14 protein-coding genes are annotated in these 22,589 nt (G+C 60.1%); 9 read left to right on the top strand and 5 right to left on the bottom strand.

Annotated elements, in window-relative coordinates:
- Positions 1–53 precede the first annotated feature (53 nt).
- Together ABIQ96_RS18915 and ABIQ96_RS18910 are read right to left on the bottom strand one after the other, a co-directional pair.
- Positions 54–1,142 carry a hypothetical protein gene (locus tag ABIQ96_RS18915; RefSeq protein ID WP_348216195.1) on the bottom strand — a complete coding sequence of 363 codons (1,089 nt, stop codon included), beginning with the start codon at positions 1,140–1,142 and terminating at the stop codon, positions 54–56.
- On the bottom strand, positions 1,132–1,755 hold the full coding sequence (locus ABIQ96_RS18910; RefSeq protein WP_348216194.1) for an RNA polymerase sigma factor: 624 nt from the start codon (positions 1,753–1,755) through the stop codon (positions 1,132–1,134). Before ABIQ96_RS18910 ends, ABIQ96_RS18915 begins: the two co-directional genes overlap by 11 nt.
- Positions 1,756–1,874: 119 nt before the next feature.
- Between ABIQ96_RS18910 and sufT the strand changes: the two genes are divergently transcribed.
- On the top strand, positions 1,875–2,420 hold the full coding sequence (gene sufT, locus ABIQ96_RS18905) for a putative Fe-S cluster assembly protein SufT (protein WP_348216193.1): 546 nt from the start codon (positions 1,875–1,877) through the stop codon (positions 2,418–2,420).
- A 4-nt stretch (positions 2,421–2,424) separates the two neighbouring features.
- Here the strand turns inward: sufT and ABIQ96_RS18900 are convergent, their stop codons facing one another.
- A complete protein-coding gene (locus ABIQ96_RS18900; protein ID WP_348216232.1) occupies positions 2,425–2,901 on the bottom strand; it encodes a low molecular weight protein arginine phosphatase in 477 nt (158 codons plus the stop codon).
- 87 nt (positions 2,902–2,988) lie between these two features.
- Here ABIQ96_RS18900 and ABIQ96_RS18895 point away from each other — a divergent pair, with 87 nt between their 5' ends.
- Both ABIQ96_RS18895 and ABIQ96_RS18890 read left to right on the top strand, forming a co-directional pair.
- Entirely contained in the window at positions 2,989–3,603 is a 615-nt protein-coding gene (locus tag ABIQ96_RS18895) for a helix-turn-helix domain-containing protein (protein WP_348216192.1), read from the top strand.
- Between the two features lie 56 nt (positions 3,604–3,659).
- Complete coding sequence (locus tag ABIQ96_RS18890) at positions 3,660–4,667, top strand: ThuA domain-containing protein (protein ID WP_348216191.1); 1,008 nt, start codon at positions 3,660–3,662, stop codon at positions 4,665–4,667.
- Between the two features lie 14 nt (positions 4,668–4,681).
- Here the strand turns inward: ABIQ96_RS18890 and ABIQ96_RS18885 are convergent, their stop codons facing one another.
- Positions 4,682–6,034, bottom strand: coding sequence for a phosphoenolpyruvate kinase (locus ABIQ96_RS18885; RefSeq protein ID WP_348216190.1), 1,353 nt, complete (start codon positions 6,032–6,034; stop codon positions 4,682–4,684).
- Between the two features lie 161 nt (positions 6,035–6,195).
- Between ABIQ96_RS18885 and ABIQ96_RS18880 the strand changes: the two genes are divergently transcribed.
- From ABIQ96_RS18880 to ABIQ96_RS18855, 6 genes are all read left to right on the top strand, one after another.
- A complete protein-coding gene (locus ABIQ96_RS18880) occupies positions 6,196–9,846 on the top strand; it encodes a hypothetical protein (protein ID WP_348216189.1) in 3,651 nt (1,216 codons plus the stop codon).
- Positions 9,847–10,106: 260 nt separating this feature from the next.
- Positions 10,107–15,560, top strand: coding sequence for a cadherin-like beta sandwich domain-containing protein (locus ABIQ96_RS18875; protein WP_348216188.1), 5,454 nt, complete (start codon positions 10,107–10,109; stop codon positions 15,558–15,560).
- 234 nt (positions 15,561–15,794) lie between these two features.
- Positions 15,795–17,033, top strand: coding sequence for a prepilin peptidase (locus ABIQ96_RS18870; RefSeq protein WP_348216187.1), 1,239 nt, complete (start codon positions 15,795–15,797; stop codon positions 17,031–17,033).
- A gap of 12 nt (positions 17,034–17,045) precedes the next feature.
- A complete protein-coding gene (locus ABIQ96_RS18865) occupies positions 17,046–17,345 on the top strand; it encodes a hypothetical protein (protein ID WP_348216186.1) in 300 nt (99 codons plus the stop codon).
- A gap of 113 nt (positions 17,346–17,458) precedes the next feature.
- The gene (locus tag ABIQ96_RS18860) at positions 17,459–18,769 is read left to right on the top strand and encodes an MFS transporter (RefSeq protein ID WP_348216185.1); all 1,311 of its coding nucleotides are present in this window, start codon (positions 17,459–17,461) and stop codon (positions 18,767–18,769) included.
- 3 nt (positions 18,770–18,772) lie between these two features.
- On the top strand, positions 18,773–20,632 hold the full coding sequence (locus ABIQ96_RS18855; protein WP_348216184.1) for an alpha-amylase family glycosyl hydrolase: 1,860 nt from the start codon (positions 18,773–18,775) through the stop codon (positions 20,630–20,632).
- A gap of 81 nt (positions 20,633–20,713) precedes the next feature.
- Here the strand turns inward: ABIQ96_RS18855 and ABIQ96_RS18850 are convergent, their stop codons facing one another.
- Positions 20,714–21,253 carry a YbaK/EbsC family protein gene (locus tag ABIQ96_RS18850; RefSeq protein ID WP_348216183.1) on the bottom strand — a complete coding sequence of 180 codons (540 nt, stop codon included), beginning with the start codon at positions 21,251–21,253 and terminating at the stop codon, positions 20,714–20,716.
- Positions 21,254–22,589 lie beyond the last annotated feature (1,336 nt).

Genomic DNA, 22,589 nt, shown 5'->3' with positions numbered 1-22,589 from the left:
GGCGGATCGGAGTCCTCCCCTCCTCGGGGCTGAATCTTCAAAGGTATCGGACCTCAGTGCGGTCCTTGAAGAATCGTATTATCCACGGACGGAGTGACCGGCTCGCTTCCTGTGTCCTTGGTGAGGACGAAACCGGACGGCACGATCGCCGTGGAACCGAGACTGAAGTCAAAGGATTCCGTCTGCAGATTGCTGGATTCGGGAAGCCGTCCGACGTAAACGGGATTACCGCCTTCCTCGGTCCTGACCCATAAATTATAACTTTCCGACGCAGTCTTGGCTGGCAAATTGTTTACCACCAGCGTGCCGGTGTCGCGGGCCGCATCATAAATCGGAATCGCCGAGGGATCGACTTTGGGCTTGGCCAGTTCCCCGCCCCGCGTGACGTTCTGCGCGTAGTTGGGAACCGCCATGTTGGATGCGGTGAGAGCGTCGCCTAACATCGCGGTGATCGGAGGCTCTTCGGTGCTCAGCAGCGGGTTGCCGGTGATCTCGCCGTTAGTTCCCGGAGGAACCATCCGCATCACGATCGGCCAGGCCATCCCGTCCACGGCTTCGAATCGCTTGCGGTCCCGTTCTTGGAAATTCTCCAGCTTGTCGCGGAGTACTTCGATTTCCTGGATCAGCCGTTTCGTTTCCACCTTGGCGACGGCCTTGCCATCCACTTCGGAACCGGTGACCTGCGCCATGTCCTGCTGGGGATCTGTTTTCCGGGCGACGTCGGAGTCATTTTCCTCGGTGGGATTGGATTCCGCCGCCATGGTATGCTTCTCTACGGAGACGGCAGGAACAGAATCGCCTCGTTGGATTTCAGCCACGGTAGTAACTCGGGCCGGATGGCGGTCGAGTATGAGAATCATGGCAAGAGCGGCGGCGGCAGCCCAACCGGAAATGCCAAACCAGTTCGTGCGTTTCGAAGCATTGAGGCCGAGTCTTGCATGCAACCGTTCGAGCTGGCCCGCCCGCGGCGCGACGGGAACCGTGGCGGTGACCGCGATGGCGGTGGCGAGACAATCCATTTCCCGATAAGCATCTCTCAGCTCCGGATCATGGCGCATGGTCTCGTCGAAACCGGCGGCCTCGTCGGCGTCTAGCATGCCAAAGGTTCGCCAGGCGGCGCTCTCGTGTGGATCAGAATTCATGGCGTGATAGTTGGTTGCGCACTTTTTCCAAAGCGCGGCGGAGTCGGTTTTTCACCGTCCCCAGAGGAGTTCCCAAATGCGCGGAGATCTCCGAGTGGGTGTATTCCAGGAAAATTGCCAGCTCCAGGCATCGACGTTCTTCCTTTTCAAGAATGTTCAGGGCGGAGCGGACGCGCCGCCAATCGTCGAGTGCCATGACCCGCGGGTCCTCGAGTTCCTCAGGCACCGAGTGCAGATGGATCGGCACCACCCGCGAGGAATCCCGTTTGCCGCGATGGCGATAACGCAACCGGTCGATACAATAGCCGCGCATCACGGCGAAGGCCCAGACAAACGGCGGAGATTGCTTCGGATCGTAGTCCACGGACCGATGCCACATGCGGACGAATGTATCCTGCACCGCTTCTTCCGCCTCGCGTCGGTCGCCCAGCATCCGGCAGGCTGCTCCGAGTAAAATCGGACTCCACATTTCATGCAACTCGGTGAGGGCCGAGCCGTCCTCCTTGGCCATCCGTTCGATCAATGCCACCGCCTCGCCGCTCTGATCCTGTCCCAATCCGGTGGTGAATTGGGGAATCGTCGCGGTCTCGATCTTGGATCGTGGTTGGTTCATGGGCGGTTCCTGCCTGCCGGGATAATCCGCCATTTTTCCTTATCTGGCCCACACTTAATGATCATTTATCAAAAAACTCATCCCTTGCCGTCGGCGGGGTGCTGGTTTTAACTCCGCGCATGCACGAGGAAATCAAGCTCACCCGCGAAGTCGCCGCCATTCAGATCCCCAGCGGCGATACGCTTTCGCTCCCTGCCGGCACGGCGGTTTTCATCACCCAGCGCCTCGGTGGAACCTACACAGTCGCTACATCTCAAGGACTTGCGCGCATTTCTTCGCAGGATGCGGATGCGCTCGGAGTGAACCCTGAAGAGGAAGTCAAGAAGCAGGCGGAGGTCATCCGGCTCAAGGACGCGCCGCTTGAAGAGCAGGTCTGGAGTCAGCTCAAAGGCGTTTACGATCCGGAAATTCCGGTGGACATCGTGAACCTCGGCCTCGTTTACGACTGCATCATCGAAGAATCCGAAGGGAAAAAAATCGTTGCCGTGAAGATGACGTTGACCGCTCCTGGTTGCGGGATGGGCCCGGTGATCGCTGCAGACGCCCAGGCGAAGATCATGACCATCGATGGCATCGACGATGCCCGGGTCGAGCTCGTTTGGGACCCTGCTTGGAATCAGGAAATGATTTCCGAAGAAGGCCGGATGAAACTCGGCATGGTTTGAGACCTTACTCGGCCGGTTTCCACGTCTGGTCGATGTAGGCGATGATCGACGGGATCGCCGCATCAAACATTTCGGCGACTTCCTCGTAGGCCCGGCGTCCGAGACCGATCGGGTCGGGGACGTCGGTGCCGATTCCTTCGTTGGGGATTTCCACGAACTCGCAGACCAGATAGAATTTATCCGAGTGCTGCGGAAAGCGCGCTTCCAGAGTTTGCAAATGCCCTTGTGTCATCGCGAAAACGTGGGTCGCCTTGGCGAGGATTTCGTCCGATACCATCCGGCTGCTGAACCCTTCAAGGCCGGTGCCGCGCTTTTTCAAAAGAATCGCCGTTTCCGGATTGCACGGCGCACCCTTGGACGCGGCGATGCCGGCCGAACTCACTTCAAATCCTTCCAGCTCCTTCACCGCCAACCGGAAGAGGCCTTCAGCCATCGGGCTGCGACACGTATTCCCGGTGCAAACAAACAGCACATGCTTCATATCGGACATCGCGGCGGACTGTGAAGGCTCATCGCGACTTCGTCAAATCGCAATGGGCCGGTGCTTGCGGAAGCCGCTCGCTAAAGTATGATCGCCGAAGGAAGCGTGGACGAAATTTCGGATCAGATGGGGGAACGGCTGCGAGAGGCACGCGAAAACGCGGGCTTGGCGGTGGATGATGTGGTTTCCCAAACCCGTATTCCGCGTACGGTGGTCGAGGCCTTGGAAGACGGGGACTTCTCGGTTTTTTCCAGTCCCACCTATGCCAGGAGTTTCCTGTCGCAGTATAGCGGTTTTCTAAAAGTGGACGCGGGCGAGTGGCTGGATGCGCTGGAGCCCGTTTTGTTTCAACCGGGTGACACGGTGCAGTCATCATGGCAGGGCGGACGTTCCCAAAGCCAGGTGAGAAAGCCCACACACGAATCATCCCGCGGCTGGATGGCCGCCGTTAGCGCGTTGGCGCTTTCCGGCATCCTGATATACGCGGCCATTAAGGGCTACGAGCTTCTTGAAAAACGCTTCGGCGGCGATTCCGGTCCGATGGCCAGGCGAGAGTCCACGGACGTTTCTGCCAAATCCCAGCCGCTCGAAAAGGCACCTGTTGAAGATCATGTGCCGAAACCGGTTGCGCCTCCGGTGTTGGACGAGGAAATCCCACCTTCGCCACCGCCTCGCGCCACCATTGTTAGGGATCCTCCCTGACCGCCGGTTTTCCTTGCCGCGAAAGATCGGCCGTGGAGGATTGGTAAAACCACCTCATGAAAAAATCCATTGCCGCCCTCGGGCTGTCCCTTCTCGCCACCCTCATGCCTGCTCACTCGGAATCCGGAATCGGCTGGGTTTCCTACCCGGGAGGGAAGGGACCGGGAGCCGGGAAACACGTGGTGCTGTTAGCTGGCGACGAGGAATACCGCTCCGAGGAAGCCATGCCCATGCTGGCGAAAATCCTCAGCCAGCACCTCGGTTTCCAATGCACCGTTCTCTTCTCCACTGATCCCGATAGCACGATCAATCCCAACAACGGAGCCAGCCTCGGCAAGCCGGAAGCCCTCGATTCCGCCGATGCCATCGTCACCTCGCTGCGCTTCCGGAAATGGTCGGACGAGGCCATGAAGCACTTCGACGACGCGATCCAGCGTGGCGTGCCGGTCGTGGGAATCCGCACCAGCACCCACTCGTTCCAACTTCCCGACACCAGCGCCTTCAAGCAATATAACAGCTACGGCAAAAACGTCCTCGGCGAGGGCTGGGTCAACCACTGGGGCAAGCACAAGGTGGAGGCCACCCGTGCCATCGTCGAGCCCGGCGCGGTGAAGGATCCCATCCTTCGCGGCGTCAGCGACGTCTTCGTCGATTCCGATGTTTATGAAGCCTATCCGCCCGCCGACGCCGCGATCCTTTTCCGCGGCCAGGTGCTTAAAGGCATGAACCCGACCGACGAGCCCGCCGCCTATGAGAAGCAACGCGCCTCCGATAAACAGAAGCAGGACATCAACTCGCCGATGATGGCCATCGCATGGCATCGCGAGGTCAAAAATAGCGCGGGAAAAACCAACAAGATCCTCTGCACCACGATGGGAGCCGCCACCGATCTCGTGAATCCGGGCCTCCGCCGCATGGTGATCAATGGAGTCCTCTGGGGTGTCGGAATCGAGATTCCCAAGGAAACGGACGTCACGCTGGTCGGCGACTATCAGCCGAACCGCTACGAGTTCAACGGCTACAAGAAAGGCCTCAAGGCCGCTGATTTTGAACTCGCGAAATAATTTGAGCGCGGAATTTATTCCGCCCGCTCCCGCCGCCCGGTCAGGATCTGATAGAACGACCGCGACCGGATTTCTTCCAACGTCAGTCCCGTCTCCAGCGCCTCCGCCTCGGTGATCGCGCCGCAGGCGATGCCGCGCAGGAAAAAATTCAGCAGCCCTTGTCCGGTCGCAGCGTCGTCGAACACGTCGCCGAACAACGAGGCCAACGCGGCTTTTTCCACGAACGCCTTCAACCGCCCGGATGCCGCTTCCAGGCCTTGCAGGAAGAAGCTGTAAACCGCGGCGTAGCGCGCGATGAATTGCGCCGGGTGCAGGTCCCATCCCTGATAGATCCCGTTGACCAGCGAGTGCATGTTGTCGTCGAAGCCCATTTTCCAAGCTCCGTGGACGGCTGCGAAATTATGGGCGATTTGTTCCGCCGTCAGTCCCTCGCCGCGGTTCGGGGCGACCGGCAGGATGTTCGTCGCGCCGTCGGATAGATGGACGCCGGTTCCCGCCAAGGAGACGATCATGTGGGCCCGCGCGAAATCACAGGTCGGATGACCCATCGCCTGATAGGCCGCAGTGATCCCGCTGGACGCGGTGTAGTCGTAAACGCCGAAATGCACGCTATGGCAGCGGCCTTCCGCCGCTTTCACGATCGCCAGCAACGGACAATTTCCGTGCCGGTCGATGATCGACTGCGGCGTTTCGATCATCGGCTCGATCGGGATACTGCCATTGGCGAGGCCGAGTTTTTTCTCCAGCACCGAGAGTAGATTTGCCGCCGCGCTGACGTGGGCGGCGAGTTGCACCTTGGGCAGCGTGACCACGAAGTTTGGTGGCAGCATGCCGCCGGTTTCTCTTACCAGTGTGGTGATGAAAATATCCAGCGTCCGCATCGAACGCTCCCGCAGGTCTTCGTTGAACGGCTTGATCCGGATGCCGATGAACGGCGGCAAGGTCCCCGCCGCCAGTCCCGCCGCGACCTGCCGCGCGCCTTCCTCGGCGTGACCGTCTTCCTCGGCATCGACGCGGTTGCCGTAGCCGTCCTCGAAATCCAACCGGAAGTCCTCCACCGGCTCGCGGGTGAGTTTTTCGACAATCCGCGCATAAAGCTTTTCCGCAAACGCCGGCTCCCAATCCGCTCCCAACACCCGCGCCAGCTCCGCCGGATCCGGCGCGAAATCCTTCAGCGAGCGCAACGCCACGACGCCGAGTTTCCCGGTCGAATCCGCCTTGAAAAGATGCGCCCCGCCGTAAACCGTATGCACCGCCTGCCGCCGGTCCGACTCACCCGGGTAGGTCTCCATGAATGCACGGTTTTCCTCCGCGAGGGCGGCGACGATGGGGGACAGTTCGGCAGCAGTCAGCGAGGTTTGGCTCATGAGGGATTTGAAAATAGGATGGTGGCGGGCGTCAAGATTCCGCTCGCCCCCGGCATCTGCATTTTAAGGGCCAATTTTCCAACTTTGGACAGCCCTCCATCGCCTCACATCACCGGATATCGACCTTGCAAGTGCATCTATCCGCGACTAACTCCCCGCCGATGCCCACCCGCAGCCCTGTTTCATTTCACTCCGTTCCTTTGCCGGGAAGGTGCAATTTCCTGCGGAAGGCGCTGTCCGGCCTGCTCCCAGCGATGCTATGTGTCTCCGCGACCGCGGCCACGGTGACGGCGGCGTTCAAGACCGCAGCCTCCGTGCCGCTGAAGGTTTCCAGCTACGACGCGGCGGGGGACAAGCTGCAGGTCACACTCGGCTTCGCGCCATCCACCGGGGCAAGCCTGACGGTGATCGAAAACAAGGGAGCCGGGTTCATCGCAGGCCGTTTTTCCAATCTGGCGCAGGGCCGTGTAATGAAATTGACCTACGGCGGCATCACCTACCGATTTGTGGCGGACTACTACGGCGGGACTGGGAACGATCTCGTCCTGCACTGGGCCTATCAGGAACTGTGGGCCTGGGGATACAACGATCAAGGCCAGCTCGGCACTCAAACCATTCCCCAGAACTACAATACCGTGCCGGTTCCTGTTAGCCGGGCGGGAGTTCTTGCAGGGAAAACCATTTTGCACGCCGCTGCCTGCGGGGACCACAACCTAGCACTGTGTTCGGATGGCGTGGTGGCTGCATGGGGCTACGGCTTCCGTGGAGAGCTTGGCAATGGGAGTTGGGAAAATCAACCGCTGCCGGTGCGGGTGGATTCCAGTGGCGTGCTCGCGGGCAAGACGGTGGTGGCGGTGGCTGCGGGAGAAGCGCACGCCCTGGCGCTGTGCTCGGACGGAACCGTCGCCTCATGGGGCTCCAACGAGGGCGGGCAACTCGGCACCGACGTGGATGGCAGCAATGTACCGGTGAGGGTATCGCGGAGCGGGGTGCTGGCGGGAAAAACCGTGGTGGCAATCGCAGCAGGACATTCACACAGCCTCGCGCTTTGCTCGGATGGCAAGGTCGTGGCGTGGGGACTCAACAGCTCCGGCGAACTGGGCAACGGGAAAACGGTGAAGAGCGGAGTGCCGGTGCTGGTGAAGGCAGGCGGAGAACTGTTGGGCAAGACGGTAGTGGGCATCGCCGCCGGGTATTCCCACAGCCTCGCGTTGTGTTCGGACGGCACCATTGTGGCGTGGGGTGACAATTCATCCGGCCAACTGGGGAATGGCACCAAGGTGAACAGCAGCGTGCCGGTGCTCGTGATTCCCACCGAGGGAGCCGTGGAAGGCGAACCACCGGTGACGATCGGCGCGGGAGCGGCGCAGAGTTTCGCCGTTTGCACCAACGGCCAGGCGTTTGCATGGGGGGGAAATTTGAACGGCGAGTTGGGCAACAATCAAATGGGCGACAACCGCATTCCATCCGCGATCAGCACCTCCGGCCTGGTTGGCCGAAGGACCGTCGCCAGCGTGACGGGCGGTTATCACCACACCCTGTTGTTCAGCACGAACGGCACGGCCACCGCGTGTGGCTCGAATTCCTCCGGCGAACTTGGAAACGGCACCCAGGCGTCGAGTCTGGTGCCGGTGCCGATCGCGATGGACGGAGACTTCTCAGGAAGGAAATTTCTATCCGGCGCAGGCGGCCTATCCCATAGCCTGGCCGTGGTCGCCGTGCCGCTTTCCGGAGATTCCCAGCTCGCCGGACTGTCGATGAGCACCGGTGCACTGGGATACGGATTTTCGCCGGCGATGAGTCATTATGTCGCGAGTGTGTCGGTGAAATCGGAGATCCCTCTCAGGTTCACGCCAGTGGTGCGGGATCCCAAGGCACGGATCACGGTCAACGGCATGCCGGTCAGCTCCGGCTCGCCGAGCGGGATCATCGTAGCGGGCACTCCGCTTGTCAGCATCGTGGTCACCTCGGAGAGCTGCCTGTCGTCCGCCACCTGGAACGTCGCGCTGCAGTGGTCGCGGGATAAAGCCATCGTGCTCCATCAAGCTTCGGACGTCGGGCTGGCGAAGGTGGCGTTCGACGCCACCGGCCTGGGTCTAACCGTCTCGCTGGATTTCGCGCCGTCCGTGGGGACCAACCTGACGGTCATCGACATCACCGGCCTGTCCTTCATCACCGGCCGTTTCAAGAATCTGGCCCCGGGTCAGACGGTGGATCTCCCGTTCGGCGGCAAGACCTATCACTTTGTCGCCAACTATCACGGCGGGACGGGCAATGACCTCGTCCTCGAGTGGGCGCACCGGAGCATCGCGGGCTGGGGAGACAATGGCGCAGGGCAGCTCGGCGTCAGTCCGCAGCAGCTCATCGCGGCCCCCGTCGCCATGGCCGACATGGGGGTGTTGAGTGGCAGAACCATCACATCCATCGCCTCCGGCGCAGGCAGCAGCGCGGCATTGTGCGCGGACGGAACCGTAGCCGTATGGGGCTACATCCCAGGGGCTCTCGGCGCGGGTGGGACCAGCCAGAGTTCCGTTCCCATTTCCATCAAAACCACCGGCGTGCTCGCCGGAAAATCCGTCGCGGGCATTTCCGCCGCCTCGGGCAGCGGGCTGGCGGTTTGCACGGACGGCTCCGTGGTGGCGTGGGGAGCCAACGACCGTGGCCAGCTGGGAGACGGCACCACGAACACTCCCGCCGAGCCGGTGAAAGTTTCCCTCAAGGGGGCGCTGGCCTCCAAGTCGGTGGTTGCGGTCGCGGTGGGCGGCTACCACAGCCTCGCGATCTGTTCGGACGGCTCCGTGCTCTCGTGGGGCGGAAACCCCCGCGGCCAGCTTGGTGATGGGACGAATGTGGAGAGAGATGCGCCGGTCCTCGTTTCCACCGCCGGCGTGCTGGCCGGAAAAACCGTGGTGGCCGTCAGCGCCGGTTTGGAATACAGCCTCGCACTTTGCTCGGACGGCATGCTGGCCGTTTGGGGAAGAGCGGGGTTTAATGACGGCCATGAAAGCTGGGTTCCAAGGCACGTTGATCAGACTGGTATTCTCGCAGGCAAGACCGTGGTGGCGCTTTCACAAGCCGCCCATTCCACACCGACCGTGCTGTGCTCGGACGGCACGGTAGTGACGTGGGGAGAAAACAGCTACGGCCAGCGGGGAAACACCGGTTTTCAATATTCCGAGCCAGCTGTGGTTACCACGACTGGAGAGTTGACCGGGAAGACCGTGTCCAGCGTCGCGTCCGGCGGTAGCAGCTCGCTGGCCATCTGTTCGGACGGATCGGTAGTGACATGGGGAGACAACCAGCAGGGCCAGCTTGGAAACGAGGATTTTACCTATTCCTCCGCACCCGTCCCCGTGACGGACAACGGCGTCCTCACCGGTGGAAAACCGCTCTTCGCCACCTTGGCCTATCATGCCCTCCTCGTTTCGGCGGATCCGGATGACAGCGCTCCCGAACCATCCTTCAATCCAGCCGGTCCCTCCGCGAAAGCCGCTTCGGGCGCCTCCAACCTTCTCGAATACGTCCTGCGCTGTGATCCGGCCACGGCTTCGTCCGCCATTCATACCACCGCCTCCGCGGATGGAACGGGCATCGCTTTCGGTTTCAGCCGTCTGGCGGCGTCCGCAGCCGACACCTCGCAGGTCTTCGAATACTCATCCGACATGACTGCATGGACACCCATCGCCATTGTCTCCGGGCCGCGAGTCACCCTTGGGGATGTGGATACCGAAGGAAATCAGGAGGTCACTGTGACGATTCCGCGAGGAGATTCCGCGACACTCTTCGGCCGCCTGAGGATTTCGCGGCCATAACGACCGGTTGCCGGACGGGAGTGAGTCCCGGCGAGGGGTGTGTTAAGTTGGCTTCCGGCCGGGCTAACTCTCCTGCTTTGGACTGCGGCGGCATGACGCCCGTTTGGTTGCAGCAGGAGCGGGAAGGCATTTCCACTTTGCTCCGGAAGAATTCGAAACGGCGTAGCGCTGCCGCACTCCAAAGTTCCAGCCGTCCAGAGGCCCGATGCGTTCGTCAAATCGACCTTGCCAGTCACTCTATCAGCGACTAACTCCCTGCCATGCTCACCCGCACCCTTGTCCCTTTCTGCTCCGGAAATCCCCGCCCCGTTCCGATCCTGCGGAGGGGGCATTTCCTGTGGAAAGCGCTGTCCGCCTTGATCCCGGCGATGCTCTGCGTCTCCGCCACGGCGGCCACGGTCACGGCGGATTTTACCTCCGCGACCGTCGTGCCGGTGAAGGTTTCCGACTACACGGCTACGGGAAACAAGGTGAAGATCACTCTGGGTTTCGCGCCGCCTGCGGGCACAAACCTGATGCTCGTGAAGAACAAGGGGCTTGGCTTCATCTCCGGCCGGTTCTCCAATCTGGCGCAAGGCCAGACGCTGAAATTGACCTACGCGGGGCTTATCTATCGCTTTGTGGCCGACTATTACGGCGGGACTGGCAATGATCTGGTTTTGCAATGGGCCCATCAGGAAGCGTGGACGTGGGGATTTAACGACTATGGGCAACTTGGCACCCCATCTGTCTCTGGAGGCAAAAGCCTTGAGCCGGTTCCTGTCAGTCAGGCGGGAGTTCTTGCCGGGAAAACCATCCTGCACGTCGCTGCCGGTGTGGATCACAGCCTTGCTCTCTGTTCGGATGGGAAAGTGGTGGCATGGGGCAAAGGTAATAACGGAGAACTCGGCGACGGGAGCTGGGAAAACCACGGTCTGCCGGTGGCGGTGGATGCCAGTGGCGCCCTCTTGGGCAAAACGGTTGTGGCGGTGGCTGCGGGAAACTCGTATAGCCTCGCCTTGTGCTCGGATGGCACGGTCGTCTCATGGGGTGCCAACTCTGATGGCGAACTCGGCACCGGTGTGCTGGGTTACACCAATGTTCCGGTGGCGGTATCGGTGGCCGGAGCTCTTGCTGGCAAAACGGTGGTGGCAATTGCAGCCGGGTCTGGCCACAGCCTGGCCCTTTGCTCGGATGGCAAGGTGGTGGCGTGGGGCGTGAATTTTTTCGGCGAGCTTGGCAGTGGGACGACCTTGGGAAGCGGCGTTCCGGTGGCCGTGAAAACCGAAGGAGCGCTTTTGGGGAAGACCGTCGTCGGTATCGCCGCAGGTTATTCCCACAGTCTCGCGTTGTGCTCGGACGGTGTCGTTGTCGCGTGGGGAGAAAACTCGTATGGGCAGTTGGGGAACGGGTCTACGACGAACAGTAGTGTTCCTGTTGTCGTCACGGCCGACACCGGAGCGCTCGCAGGTAGGAAGCGGGTGGCCATTGGTGCGGGATCGGCGCACAGTTTCGTCGTTTGTGCCAACGGCACCGTGGCTGGATGGGGGAACGATGCCGATGGCGAGTTGGGAAATAACAGCACGGTCAACAGCAGCCTGCCTGTTGCGATGGATACCAGCGGCGCTCTGGCCGGGAAAATCGTCATCAGCGCGACCGGTGGCGCCAACCACAGTCTCATGTTTTGCAAGGATGGCACCGCTGCCGCATGTGGCGTGAATGAAGGCACGCTCGGGAACAGTACCGATGTGGCGAGCCTGGTTCCGGTGGCGATCTCGATGACCGGGGATTTCTCAGGCAGAAAATTCGTGTCCGGAGCCGGCGGTAGAGTTCATAGCGTGGCCGTGGCGGCGGCACCGCTGTCCGGCGATTCAAAATTGGCCGAGCTGAAGTTGGGCACCGGCACGCTGGACTACGGATTCTCGGCCGCATTGAGTCACTACGTGGCAAGTGTGTCGGAGAAGTCGGGAATCCCGCTCACGGTTACACCCGTGGCACGCAACTCCGCGGCACGGATCACGGTCAACGGCGTCGCCGTCAATTCCGGCGCGTCGAGCGCGGTGATTGCACCGGGAACCCCGCTCGTCACCATCGTGGCCACCTCGGAAGACGGTCAGTCGTCCGACACTTGGACCGTCGCGATCCAGTGGTCCCAGGATCTAACGACTGTTATCCACGGACCATCGGGCTCCGGCCTGACTTGTCCGGCGTTTGCCGCCGCCGGATTGCAGCTGAACGCGTCGCTGGACTTTGTTCCGTCCCCCGGAACAGGCCTCAAGATCATCAACAATACGGGTCTTAGCCCAATCTCAGGGGAATTCTCCGGGGTGGCACAAGGCCAGGTCATTTCCGTAGGAGGCCGCCTTTGGGTCGTGAACTACTATGGCGGCGATGGCAATGATCTGGTGCTGGAGTGGCATTTGCGTGACGTCATTTCATGGGGGGCGAGCTTGTTTGGAACTTTGCAAAAAGGCAGCCAGCAGCCTCCGTTTGACGCCAAAAATCTGGTAGCGACCGCCATGACGGATCGGGGCGTGTTGACCGGGAAAACCGTTCTCACCGTGTCCGCGGGAGGGAACCATTGCCTCGCCCTTTGTTCGGATGGCACCATCGCCGCCTGGGGTTACAATTCATTCGGCCAACTGGGAATAAACAGTGTTACCAACCAAGGAGTCCCGGTGGCCGTCGATACCTCCGGAGTTCTGGCCGGAAAAACCGTCGTGGCGGTGTCCGCGGGATACTCCCATAGTCTCGCCTTGTGCTCGGATGGCACCGTTGCGGCTTGGGGCTCGAACAGTTCCGGTCAGATCGGTAACGGCACAACCGGCGGCAGCAGCCGCATACCGGTCGCGGTGGATCTCTCGGGATTGCCGCCCGGCAGGATGGTGGTGGGTATTTCCGCCGGGGGCAGCCACAATCTCGCCCGGTGCTCCGACGGTAGCCTGCTCGGATGGGGCTCCAACTATCCGGGACAGCTTGGTTTGGGCGATACGGAGAATCGGTTGGTGCCCGTTGAAATAAGCGCGATGGCGGCGGCTTTCGCCGGCAAGCTTGTGGCTAGGATCGAAGCGGGCACCATCCACAATCTGGCGTTTTGCTCGGACGGTACGATGGTGGCCTGGGGAGGAAACTCCAACGGACAGATTGGTGATGGGACCACGGGGTTGGTGAGTCTGCCAGTTGACATCGCGTCTTCCGGTGTCTTGTCCGGCAAAACCATCGTCTCGGCAGTGGCTGGAAGCGGCTTGGAGTCTGGAAACGGCCATAGTCTGGCGCTGTGCTCGGACGGCACGATCGCGGTCTGGGGGACCAACACCTACGGCCAACTCGGGAACGGCAGCAATGTCCAGAGCGCCGTGCCGATAGCGGCGGTCACTTCCGGTGTTTTTGCAGGAAAATCGGTTTCATTCATCTGTGCGGGAAAATCCATCAGCATCGCCGGATGTTCGGATGGCACATTGGCAAGCTGGGGCACGAATACCTTAGGCCAGTTGGGCGACGGAACGACCAAACCCCGCAGCTCACCCGGAGCGATGAATCGCTTTGGAGTCCTTTCGGACAAAGTGCTGATTTCCGCATCGTCCAGATCATCCCATGTGGTTTCGATCGCTGCGTATTCTCCCAGTTCCGGATTGTCCGGCCTCGTCGCTAATGCCGCCGGTTCGTCATTGCCGCTGGTTTTGACAGGCAGCCGGGACTATTTCATCGGCACTCCGCCGTCCGTCACCTCCGTCACGCTCACGCCTGTGACGCGCGATCTCACCGCCACGGTGGAGGTCAACGGTACGGCCATCTCTTCCGGGACCACCACCGCTCTCATCCCCGTTTCGCCTGGCCAGGAAATCCTCGTAAAAGTCACTGCCGAGGACTCCACCTCCACCACTTACACGGTTCACGTCGGAGGGGACCTGAATCCTTTTTTTGCGTCGGCAGCGGATCCGGCGCGCGCCTACACACGTTTCGATGCTACCGGTTGGAATGCGGGGTTCTCATTGAGCTTTGCTCCGCCCGTCGGGACAAACCTGAAAGTCATTGAGGTGACTGGTCCCGAATTCATCAGCGGCCGTTTCGCGGGTCTAACGCAAGGGCAGCCGGTGGACCTGTCCTTTGGCGGCAGGATCTATCATTTCGTCTCCAACTACTACGGCGGAACGGGCAACGACCTCGTTCTGGAGTGGGCGCATCGGAGCATTGCCGGATGGGGGCTCAACGCTTCGGGGCAGCTCGGTGTGGGTCTGGTGCAGAAAGTCCCTGCTCCCGTCGCCATGGCCGACATGGGTGTGCTGACGGGGAAAACCATCACCGGCATCGCCTCCGGTGCGAGCAGCAGTGTGGCATTGTGCGCGGATGGAACCGTCGCCGTATGGGGCGGAGGGAAGGAAAATCTCGGCGCGGGTGGGATCAACCTGAGCACCGTCCCTATTTCCGTGAAAACCACCGGGGCGCTGGCTGGGAAATCAGTCGTCGGCATCTCCTCCGCCGCGGGGAATAGTCTGGCCGTTTGTGCCGACGGCTCTGTGGTGGCCTGGGGCAGCAACTACTATGGACAATTGGGGGATGGTACCACAACCTCCCCCACCGAGCCGGTGATGGTTTCCCTAACCGGCAGCCTGGCCTCCAAATCGGTGGTCGCGGTCGCCGCAGGCGGTTACCACAGCCTGGCGGTTTGTTCGGACGGCTCCGTCCTCGCCTGGGGCGGCAACATCCATGGTCAGCTCGGCGACGGAACAACCACTGCCCGGCTGTCCCCGGTCCTCGTTTCCACCGCAGGAGTGCTGGCGGGGAAAACGGTGGTGGCGGTCAGCGCGGGTTTCGAATATAGCCTCGCCCTCTGCTCGGACGGCACGCTCGCCGCTTGGGGACTGAATTCATCCTATCAGCTCGGCGTGCTGACATCCCCTTATCGGGAAAGCTCTGTTCCCGTTCCGGTGAATCAGACCGGCATTCTTGCGGGCAAGAAAGTGGTGGCGCTTTCACAAGCCGCCCATTCCACACCGACCGTGCTGTGCTCGGATGGCACGGTGGTGACCTGGGGAGCCAACGATGCCGGCCAGCGGGGGAATAACTCTTTGGAGGCCTACACGCCGGCTGAGGTAATTACTAGCGGGAATCTGTCCGGGAAAACTGTATCCAGCGTCGCGTCCGGAGGCAGCAGCTCGCTTGCCATTTGCTCGGACGGATCGATTGTGACGTGGGGTGCGAATTACTACGGCCAGCTCGGAAACGCGAATTTCACCACGGCATACTCACCCGTCTCCGTGACCGACAACGGCGTCTTCACCGGCGCAAAGCCACTCTTCGCCACCTTGGCCTATCACGCCCTCGTCGTTTCGGCGGAACCGGATGACGGATTCCGCGGCTGGTCATTCAATCAATCCGGCCTCGCTCAAAAAGGAGCGTCCGCCGATCCCGATGGCGATGGCATCTCCAACCTGCTCGAATATGTCCTCAGGGGAGATCCGAGCGCCACCTCGTCCGCTATTCTTCCCACCGCCTCGGCGAACGGAGCGAACCTCGTCTTCAGCTTCCTCCGTCTCGCGGCGTCCGCAGCCGACACCTCGCAGGTCTTCGAATACTCATCCGACATGACAGCATGGACACCCGTCGCCATCGTCTCCAGTCCGCGAGTCACCCTTGGGGAGGCGGATGCCGGAGGAAACCAGGAGGTCATCGTTACGATCCCGCGAGGGAATTCTCCGTCGCTCTTCGGCCGCCTTCGAGTGTCTCGGCCATAGTGCCCCGGGCGGAAATGCCGCGTCGTGAACGGGCCCGGCCTTCGCGGATGGGTGTGTTAGGTCGGATTCCGCCCGCTCCCGCAATGTGCATTTTAAGGGTTAATTCCATCCGTCATTCTAACCTTGTAAGAGTTTCAGCCGCAAAAAGGCGAAAAGGGGAGCAAGAAGGGGTTTGTTGGTGGAATTCAAAAAAGCACCCCCTCCGCATCTGGCGTCTTCTTTTCTTTCGGATTCTTGTCCCTTTTTGCGGCTGAAACTCTTCCGTTCGTCCACTTCCGGGAGTCGCTTTCTCCTTGGCAGGCCGTTCCTTGTGGCTTGAATGGCGGCACCTTGTTCACCTCACCCTTCAACCTGCCTTTCGAACCGTGGATTTGGTTTATCCCGGTGTTCCTCCTCGGTGCCTGCATCGGATCGTTTCTCAACGTGGTGATCTACCGGGTGCCGCTCGGCATGTCGGTCAACGAGCCTAAACGATCGTTCTGTCCGCTGTGCAAGAACCCGATCCCGATGTGGCTGAATTTTCCGCTCATCAGTTGGCTGTGGTTGCGGGGGAAATGCAAGGAATGTCATGCGCCCATCGCGTTCCGTTACTTCGGGGTCGAACTTCTAACGGCCGTGTTGTTCTGCGTCGTCTGGTGGTTGTTTGCCATACAATCCGTTCCGGTCGTGGCTTGCCTGTGGGTGCTCGTTGCGTTGTTGGTTTCCATCACTTTCATCGATGCAGAGCATCTCATCATCCCGAGCACGCTGACATGGGGCGGCACCGTGGTCGGTCTCGGAGCGTGCGCCTTGTGGCCGCAATTGCCGGTCCTCGGCAATGAAGCGGGAAACTGGCTTTCCGGACTCAAGCACGGCTTCATCGGCTGGACGTCCGGTTTCGTCGGGCTCTGGCTCGTCGTCGAACTCGGCAAACTCGCCTTCGGCAAAAAGGCGCTCAAGTTCGATAAGCCGGTTGCATTCTCGCTGAAGGAACCGGAAAACGACGTCGATCCCATGCTGTTTATCATCGATGGCGAGAGCATCGCGTGGTGGGATATCTTCTGCCGTAAGACCGATCGTCTGTTAGTGGAAGCCACGGACATACGCGTGAGCGGCGAGTCGGTGGGCGGCGGTTCCCTGATCATCCGCGAGATGGAAGTTCAGTTGCCCGACGGCACCATTCACCACCTTTCGAAAATCAAATCCCTCGACGGCATGGCGACCTCTGCCGTGATCCCGCGCGAGGCGATGGGCATGGGCGACGTCCATCTGTTGGGAATGATCGGCGCGTTCTTCGGTTGGACCGGAGTGTTTTTCTCGCTCTTTTCCGCATCGATCTTCGCGATCCTCGCCGCCTTGATCGGGCGCATCGGCTTTGGCAAACAACTGCCGTTCGGACCCTTCCTCGCCATGGGTGCCGTCACCTGGATGTTCGGGGCCTGGAGGATTTGGGAATGGTATATCAACGCGCTCGCTCCGTTGGGCACGCCGTGATTTTTTTGAACCATGGCCGGTAACAAGCCACGCCCCTGGAGCAGCAGCACCGGCCTCGCCCGGGCGATCCTCCACGACCGCATGGAACGCCGGAAGTGGCTCGTCTATCTGATGTTGGTCCCGCTCGGCATGCTCGCCGTCGGCCTGTGGATCATCGATGCCTGGATCTGGTCCAACCCGTGGCACGTCCTTCTCTGGTGGGGCGGATGCGCGGTGGCGACCTGCGTGGTGATGTTGTTCGCGCTCTATGACGTTCTCGCTGTCGTCCGTGAAGAGCGGGAGAAAATCGAGAGGGATGTCGATAAACGCTAGTGGTTTAAGGAAATCCGCCTGAAACCGGGAAAAGTTTCCAATCACATCCCGGAGCTTGCCGAGGGGGGATTCGCAGGTGCTATTCTGCAATTTCGAAAACCCATCAAACTCTCATGTCAGAAAAACCCCGTCTCTCGTTTTGGCAAATATGGAACATGTCGTTCGGCTTCTTCGGCATCCAGTTCGGCTGGGGGCTGCAGATGGGAAACATGTCCTCGATTTATGAATACCTCGGCGCGAAGGAGAGTTCGCTGCCGCTGCTCTGGCTCGCGGCTCCGCTAACAGGATTGATCGTCCAGCCCATCATCGGCTCGATGAGCGACCGGACGTGGCATCCCGTGTTGGGAAGGCGGCGTCCGTATTTCCTCGCCGGAGCGATCCTCGCCTCGCTGGCTCTGCTGATCATGCCGCACTCCAGCGCGCTCTGGATGGCGGCGGGCCTGTTATGGATTCTGGATGCTTCCGTGAATGTCAGCATGGAGCCGTTCCGCGCGTTCGTCGCGGATCTGCTTCCGGAACAACAGCGCACCGTGGGCTTCGCCATGCAGTCGGTCTTCATCGGCGCGGGCGCGGTGATCGCATCCAAGCTTCCCGGCTGGCTGCGCGACTACGGCAGCGTGAGTGCGGAAACCGGCGTCGGTCAGGCGATCCCGCAGACGGTCCATGTCGCGTTCGGCGTGGGGGCGGTCGTGTTCATTCTGGCGGTCCTGTGGACGGTGATTTCCACCAAGGAACATCCGCCTTCTCCGGATGAAAAACCGCATGAGATGAGCGGGCTTGCGGAAATCATCGATGCGCTCAAACAAATGCCGCCGCGCATGAAGCAACTCGCCTTCGTCCAGTTCTTCACCTGGATGGGTCTGTTCTGCATGTGGATTTTCTTCAGCGTGGCCGTTGCCCGCAACATCATGGGCGCGACCGATACCCACTCGAAACTTTACAAAGACGGCATCGACCTCGCGAACAACTGCTTCGCCGTTTACAACCTCGTCGCCTTTCTCGCCGCCATGGCGTTGCTTTGGATCGGACGCGTTGTCCCCGCCAAGTGGATCCACTTCTTCTCGCTGCTCGCCGGCGGACTCGGGCTGGCCGGGGTAGGGGTGGTAAGGAATCCTGCCATCCTTCAGTGGGTGTGCTTCAGTGGCATCGGTATCGCTTGGGCATCGATTCTATCCATGCCCTATGCCATGCTTTCCAACTCCCTGCCCGCCAACCGGATGGGTGTTTACATGGGGATCTTCAACTTCTTCATCGTCATCCCTCAGATCCTGGTGGCCATCGTGCTGAGCCGGGTGATGGAAAATTTCGAGGGAGTCAGCCGGCTCACCGCGGTGGTCATCGGCGGCGTCTGCATGCTCATCGCCGCCGGGTTCACCCTGCTCATCAAGGACGATTCCACCAAGTCCACGCCCGATCGGATCTGAACCATGACTTGGCAAAACCTCTCCCTCGGTGTTGTCTTGGCGGCGATGACTCTCAGCAGCCAGGCCCTCGCCGCGACCCGCCCCGTGATCTATCAGTTGATGGTCCGCACCTTTGGCAATACCAACGAGACCCGGAAAACCAACGGCACCCTCGCTGAAAACGGCTGCGGGAAATTCAATGACATCAACGACGCCGCGCTCACCTCGTTGAAAACCATGGGCTTCACCCACGTCTGGCTCACCGGCGTGCTCGAACAGGCCAGCGGCACCGCCTATCCGAACCGTCCCGCCGACGCGCCGGACATTCTCAAGGGTATCGCCGGCAGCCCCTACGCCATCAAGGACTACTTCGACGTCTGCCCCGACTACGCCGTCGATCCGGACAAGCGCCTTGAAGAATTCAAATCACTGCTCGACCGCTGCAAATCGCATGGCCTCAAGACCATCATCGACTTCGTGCCCAACCACGTCGCCCGCTCCTATCAGTCCGACGTGAAACCCGAACTCACCTTCGGCACCGGCGACAACCACGACGTCTTCTTCGACCGCGACAACCACTTCTACTACCTCGCCCAACACGATGCCGGTGGTGGTCCGCCGCTCAAGCTGCCCACCGCATCGATGCCCGGTTGCAACGGCCTCTTCGCTCCCGAAACCACCTTCGGCCGCGTCACCGGCAACAACGTCATTTCATGGTCTCCATCCATCAACGACTGGTATGAAACCGTGAAGCTGAACTACGGCCACGACTTCACCAAGGGCCGTGACACCTCCACGCTCCCCGGCCCCGATGCTGCCCTAACTGCCGTGCCGAAGACCTGGCGCACCATGGATGCGATCCTTGCTTACTGGCAGAAAATGGGCGTCAACGGTTTCCGCTGCGACATGGCCCACATGGTGCCCATGGAATTCTGGCGTTGGGCCGTTAGGCAGGCCCGCGCCCGTCAGTCCGACGTCTTTTTCTCCGCCGAAGCCTACGACAACGACCCCGCGAAACTCACCGACGGCCACGTCCTCGATGAGCTCATCAAAGCCGGATTCGATGCCGTCTATGACGATCCCAGCTACGATGTCCTCGAAGGCATCTACGACGGCGGGAAATGGACCAACGACCTCGATCCGCTGACCTTCACCGGCTCGCGTTTCCATCATTCCCTGCGCTATGCGGAAAATCACGATGAAGTCCGCATCGCCAGCCCGAAGGTATGGGGCGGAGTCGGTATGAAAGTCGGCAAGCCTGTTAGCGCCGTCCTTTTCGCCATGGGCCGCGGCGCGGTGATGTTATACAGCGGCCAGGAAGTCGGCGAGCCCGCCGCCGGCACCGAAGGCTTCGGTGGCGATGACGCCCGCACCACCATCTTCGACTACTGGTCGATGCCCGAGTTTACGAAGTGGGTGAACGGCGGCAAATACGACGGCGGTCGCCTCAGCGACGATCAGAAGTCCCTCCGCGATTGGTATGGCAAGCTCATCCGCGCCACCCAGTCCCCGGCATTTGTGAGCGGCGAGTTCTACGGTCTCAATCACGCCAACGCGGAGAACCCCAAGTTCGGCCGGGTAGGGGACGAGACCGCCTCCGGCCACTGGCTCTACGCCTTCCTCCGTCACGACTCTGTTAGCGGCCAGTCGTTCCTCATCGTCTCTAACTTCAGTCCGACCGAAACGCTGCGCGGCGCCCATGTCAGCCTCCTGCAGAACTCATGGGAATTCATGGGCCGCAGCGATCAGAGCGCTTGGAAATTCACCGACCGCCTCGATTCCACCTGGTCCACCACCGTCGCCCGCGAAGCGCTCTCCGTGAGCGGCGTCCCGCTTCCCGACATGCCGCCGTGCAGCGCGATGGTGATAGAGATCACGAAATAAGGAGCGGGGACCTTACTGTCCCCCTCTTCGTGCGGTACGGAAGAGACATTGAAGAAACGACAATAAGGTCGTTACTCCTTATCACGCGGCGAATGCCGCCATGCAGGGTTTCACCAGGGCCCGATAGTCCAGCCATCCCATTCGGATCAGCTCGGTGTGGGAGCCGGCGTTGAAGACCATCTCCGGTTCCTTTGCCAACTCCGGCGAGACGTAGACGGACATGTCATAGAGATTGCCGAAGGGCGGCATGGCTCCGGGTTCGCAATCCGGGAAGTAGTCTTTAAATTCTTCCTCGTGCGCCAGCCGGAGGTCGTCGCTGTGGGTCAACCGCTGCAGTTCTTCCAACCGCACCCGCCGGTTCGCCGGCACCACGGCCATCGCCAGTGCGCCGTCGATGATGATCATTACCGTTTTCGCCAATCCGCTTTCGGGAATGTGCGCCGAGTGGGCCACCTCCTGCGCCGTATAGGCCGGGGAATGAATGATGGTGATGTATCTCACTTTCCGTTCATCGAGATACTCTTTCAGTGATTTCGCAAGCATCGGATTTTCCTCGCTTTCAGTTTGGCCGGACGCGACGCCGCTCCAGGCAGTTAGATGATTCACAGCACGTATTCGCATGGGGATGTTTTCCTTCCCGGGCGGTCTGCGTCGCATGACTTCACTCCGGAAAGACGAAGGTTGGTAGGTTCTGTTTTTAGTCGCCAATTTCACCTCCAGTGCGAATGGGGGGCTTCTAATTAAATCTACGTCCGCAGCAGGTTCCTGTCAAACGGCAGCCCCGCCGTTCATCACCCTCCTGCGGAATCAATGCTCGCCGTACAAAAGCGAGCCGGGCGATTTTCCCGGATCTTCGCTTATCCCTTCAGGAATTCGCGGTTTTCATCTTACTGCATTTCAGATTCTGATCCGAGCTCATCCGGCTCTAATTACGGATCGCATCACACCGTCCGAGTGCAACGGATTTTTCAGGGAAATTTTTACGTCACGGTCAACAAGGAGAAGGTATCCTATCGTCCTCATATTCAAACAAGCGCCAGTAAGACTCTGCTGGAAAACCCGGATGGCGAAAACGGTCGTATTCAACTGCTCCGGAATTCCTGAAGATCGCCGGAATCTCCCTCAGTTCCCGCTTCACACTTCGGCTCCGAATCGTCGGATTTTGTTGACGGCCATGGTCTAAAGCGTTTGGCTCTATCCGATGACAGCGGATCGGATGTCGCCCTTCTGCGATATGCCAATCCGGGTAATAAAGACTGTTCTGCAAATAAATCGAAGACACATCAGATGATCTGCTTTCTATGGATTTGCGGCGTTTTTGTTTTTGCATTCGGCGCTGGTTGGCTACTTCCGATGGCGCACCAGCGATGCAAGGTAGCGGAGCGCTGGCAATGGGAATGGGCGAGCGGCTGGGAAGTTCTACAAGCGTTCAAGACAGTTCCCGATATATTCTGGATACTTCGATTTTCGGTCTCATCTGCGCCGCGACGTAACGTGACACCAGAGAAGGCGAAAGTTTTCAATCATCTCCAGGACTACTGGGGGAGACGACAAGAAATTCGGATCGCTTGCTATTTATTCTTAGTTTGCTCCGTTCTGTTCACGTTTGGCGCACTATTTACGATTATGACCGCACTGAATTCCTAAACTCTCCCAATGCCGATGACTGATCCAAAGAAGCAGAACAAGTCGGAGATGGCGACGCCGAGGAATCCGTCAGATTAAATTGAAGCTTCTCCCCGCCGCGCCATTCCTAATACGTTTTTCAAAAAATGAGAGGAACTCATAAAACCGTTGCCGAATTGGGGCCGCAAATCATGAAAAGACTGACCGGAATGGCACTGACTTAAGCGAAATTTCGGGGTTTACCGCGATGGGGGATTTCTTTGAAAATTGACCTGGCTGCGGTGAGGTAGCTGAAGTTCTTCGGCCGCTTTTTGATGGCCCGGGGTTCGTG

The sequence above is a fragment of the Luteolibacter sp. genome (assembly GCF_039920825.1).
In the GTDB taxonomy this organism is placed as follows: Bacteria; Verrucomicrobiota; Verrucomicrobiia; order Verrucomicrobiales; family Akkermansiaceae; genus Luteolibacter.
The sequence above is the reverse complement of the archived record's forward strand: the minus strand, read 5'-3'. Positions and strand labels throughout refer to the sequence as shown.

Excerpts from the sequence above, each read along its gene's own strand:
- ABIQ96_RS18910 (WP_348216194.1), bottom strand. The coding sequence starts at position 1,755 with ATGAACCAACCACGATCCAAGATCGAGACCGCGACGATTCCCCAATTC.
- ABIQ96_RS18900 (WP_348216232.1), bottom strand. The coding sequence starts at position 2,901 with ATGAAGCATGTGCTGTTTGTTTGCACCGGGAATACGTGTCGCAGCCCG.
- ABIQ96_RS18860 (WP_348216185.1), top strand. The coding sequence starts at position 17,459 with ATGTCAGAAAAACCCCGTCTCTCGTTTTGGCAAATATGGAACATGTCG.
- sufT (WP_348216193.1), top strand. The coding sequence starts at position 1,875 with ATGCACGAGGAAATCAAGCTCACCCGCGAAGTCGCCGCCATTCAGATC.
- ABIQ96_RS18850 (WP_348216183.1), bottom strand. The coding sequence starts at position 21,253 with ATGCGAATACGTGCTGTGAATCATCTAACTGCCTGGAGCGGCGTCGCG.
- ABIQ96_RS18880 (WP_348216189.1), top strand. The coding sequence starts at position 6,196 with ATGCCCACCCGCAGCCCTGTTTCATTTCACTCCGTTCCTTTGCCGGGA.
- ABIQ96_RS18915 (WP_348216195.1), bottom strand. The coding sequence starts at position 1,142 with ATGAATTCTGATCCACACGAGAGCGCCGCCTGGCGAACCTTTGGCATG.
- ABIQ96_RS18865 (WP_348216186.1), top strand. The coding sequence starts at position 17,046 with ATGGCCGGTAACAAGCCACGCCCCTGGAGCAGCAGCACCGGCCTCGCC.
- ABIQ96_RS18855 (WP_348216184.1), top strand. The coding sequence starts at position 18,773 with ATGACTTGGCAAAACCTCTCCCTCGGTGTTGTCTTGGCGGCGATGACT.
- ABIQ96_RS18890 (WP_348216191.1), top strand. The coding sequence starts at position 3,660 with ATGAAAAAATCCATTGCCGCCCTCGGGCTGTCCCTTCTCGCCACCCTC.
- ABIQ96_RS18885 (WP_348216190.1), bottom strand. The coding sequence starts at position 6,034 with ATGAGCCAAACCTCGCTGACTGCTGCCGAACTGTCCCCCATCGTCGCC.
- ABIQ96_RS18895 (WP_348216192.1), top strand. The coding sequence starts at position 2,989 with ATGATCGCCGAAGGAAGCGTGGACGAAATTTCGGATCAGATGGGGGAA.
- ABIQ96_RS18875 (WP_348216188.1), top strand. The coding sequence starts at position 10,107 with ATGCTCACCCGCACCCTTGTCCCTTTCTGCTCCGGAAATCCCCGCCCC.